We start from the raw sequence: 2,435 nt of genomic DNA on the forward strand, positions 1-2,435 counted from the left end.
GGCATCGTGCTGTCGATCGCGGAGTAAGTCACAGCCGCCACTTGCGTCTCCGCGCCGGAGGACTCGACGATTTGCCCACCTCATAGCGACAACGCGCCGCCTCACGCAGAGCCAGCACGCGCTGATGGATTCGGTGCTCGGTGGAGCGTGGGATGGACCTCGGTCCGTACCGGCCGCGGCCGACGCGACGCACCCTTTCCCGGCCGATCTCCCAACGCAAGGCGTCCGAGATGACCTTCGAGGCCCGACCGGGGACCTGAAAACCCTGCCGGGTGAGAGCTTCGATCATTTCGCCGATGGTCGCCGGCCCATTGTGGGCGATGTACGTCGTGAGGACATAACGCAGTTCGATTCCCTGAAGGTTCATCGCCGCACCATCGCATACCCGTGTGACACCCGGCGTTGTCGCTATGAGGTGGGCAAATCGTCGAGTCCTCCGGCGCGGAGACGCAAGTGGCGGCTGTGACTTACTCCGCGATCGACAGCACGATGCCGTCCAGGATGTCGTGTTCGCTGACGGTCAGCTCGTCGATGCCGGCGCGGGCGCGCAACTCGCGCGCCAACTCCTCGACCACGATCGCACCCCCGCCGATCACGTCGGCACGGCCCTCGTGCATCGGCGGCAGCGCCGCACGTTCGGATCGGGGCATCGCGATCAACCGCTCGCACACCGCCAGCAGATCGCCGCCGGGGACCCGCGAAAGATGAATGGCCGCAGAGTCATACGTCGTCATGTGGTGGGCCAGCGCGGACAGCGTGGTCATCGTCCCGGCCAGCCCGACCCAGGTCCGCGCCCCCTCCACCGGCACGACGCCCAGCGCGACCTCAAGACGTTCACGTACCACCGCGCGGGCCGCCTCCACCTCGTCGGGCGTCGGCGGGTCCGAATGCAGGCAGCGTTCGGTCAGCCGGACGCAACCGATGTCGGCCGAGTAGCTCGCCACCACCGCGTCGCCGCCGACTACGATCTCGGTAGAACCGCCGCCGAGGTCGACCACCACGAAAGGCCCTGCAGCAGGGTCCAATTCGCCTACGGCTCCACGGAAGGAAAGCGCCGCCTCTTCGGCGCCGGTGATCACCTCCGCCACCGCGCCCGGCACCACAGCGCCCAGCACATCGGCCGTCATCGCAAAGAAGACATCACGATTGGCGACGTCGCGCGCGGCCGACGTGGCCACCATCCGCACCCGCTCGACGCCGTGGCGCTCGAGCAGCGACGCGTAATCGGTCAGAGCGCCGCGGGTTCGGGCGATCGCCTCCGGCGCGAACTCGCCCGTCGCATCGACGCCCTGCCCCAGCCGCACGATCCGGGTCTCCCGATGCACGTCGCGCAGCCGGCCGTCGCTCACATCGGCGATCAGTAAACGAATCGAGTTGGTGCCGCAGTCGATTCCGGCGAGTCTGCTCACCATTGGCCCGCCGGCAGAACACCCGACATTGAAGGTTCGGGGGCCAGGATCGCCAGCGCCTCGTCACCGAGTGGATTGCAACCGGGCCCCTTGGCCAGCGAGTGCGCGATCAGCACGTGCAGGCACTTGACCCGGTCCGGCATTCCGCCGCCGGAAAACGTTGTGCCCAGCGGTTCGATCGCGTCCCGTTCGGCCAGATACGACTCGTGCGCCCGCCGGTACGCGGCCGCCAACTGCGGGTCATGCCGCAGCCGCTCGGTCATCTCACGCATCAGGCCCGTCGTTTCCAGCTTGCTCGCGGCCGCGGTCAACACCGGATGTGTCAGGTAGTACAGCGTCGGAAATGGCGTTCCGTCAGGAAGTCTCGGTGCGGTCTTCACCACGCCGGGCTCGCCGTTGGGGCAGCGGTAGGCGATTTCGAGCACGCCGCGCGGCCAAGCCGTCTTCCAAGCCGTCCCAAACCGCGAAGCAGCCCGGCGCGAGGTCGGTCGAGCATGTCGTCGAGCCCATCAAGCGACAGGCGGTCGAATCGGTCGAACAGCGGTCCGAGCAGCGGCTGGGATTCACCGCGCGGCGGGCGGCGGTGCTCGCCGCGGTCGTCTGCGTGCTGACGCTCACCATCGCCGGCCCGGTGCGGACCTACTTCGCACAGCGCACGGAGATGAATCAGTTGACGGCGAGCGAAGCCGCGTTGCGCGCTCAGATCGCCGAACTCGAGCAGAAGAAGGCCAAACTCGGCGACCCGGCCTACATCGCCGCGCAGGCCCGCGAGCGGCTCGGCTTCGTGAAGCCGGGCGACATCCCCTTCCAGGTCCAGCTGCCGCCGACCGCGGCGACACCTTCCGAGCCCGGAAGCCAGGCGGCGAAACCCGCCAACACCGATCCCTGGTACACGTCGCTCTGGCACACCATCGCCGACGCGCCACACCTGCCGCCGGCCAATGTTCCCCCGGCAGAACACCCGACATTGAAGGTTCGGGGGCCAGGATCGCCAGCGCCTCGTCACCGAGTGGATTGCAACCGGGC

Annotated in this window: 4 protein-coding genes; 1 reads left to right on the plus strand and 3 read right to left on the minus strand. The window is 68.2% G+C overall.

What is annotated here, in order from left to right; genetic code table 11:
* Positions 1-28: 28 nt before the first annotated feature.
* The 3 genes from A5756_RS00290 to A5756_RS00300 all read right to left on the minus strand — a co-directional run bounded on the left by A5756_RS00290 (position 29) and on the right by A5756_RS00300 (position 1,834).
* Entirely contained in the window at positions 29-367 is a 339-nt protein-coding gene (locus A5756_RS00290) for a hypothetical protein (protein WP_066945026.1), read from the minus strand.
* Between the two features lie 100 nt (positions 368-467).
* A complete protein-coding gene (locus tag A5756_RS00295) occupies positions 468-1,412 on the minus strand; it encodes a Ppx/GppA phosphatase family protein (RefSeq protein WP_066945039.1) in 945 nt (314 codons plus the stop codon).
* Positions 1,406-1,834, minus strand: a complete 429-nt coding sequence (locus tag A5756_RS00300) for a DUF501 domain-containing protein (RefSeq protein ID WP_066945042.1) — start codon at positions 1,832-1,834, stop codon at positions 1,406-1,408. The genes A5756_RS00295 and A5756_RS00300 overlap by 7 nt, the downstream gene beginning before the upstream one ends.
* Between A5756_RS00300 and A5756_RS00305 the strand changes: the two genes are divergently transcribed.
* The coding region (locus A5756_RS00305; protein ID WP_082959958.1) for a septum formation initiator family protein at positions 1,753-2,435 on the plus strand (683 nt) is incomplete at its 3' end. The genes A5756_RS00300 and A5756_RS00305 overlap by 82 nt on opposite strands.

Origin of the sequence: Mycobacterium sp. 852002-53434_SCH5985345, from assembly GCF_001667155.1 — a bacterium.
Taxonomy (GTDB): domain Bacteria; phylum Actinomycetota; class Actinomycetes; order Mycobacteriales; family Mycobacteriaceae; genus Mycobacterium.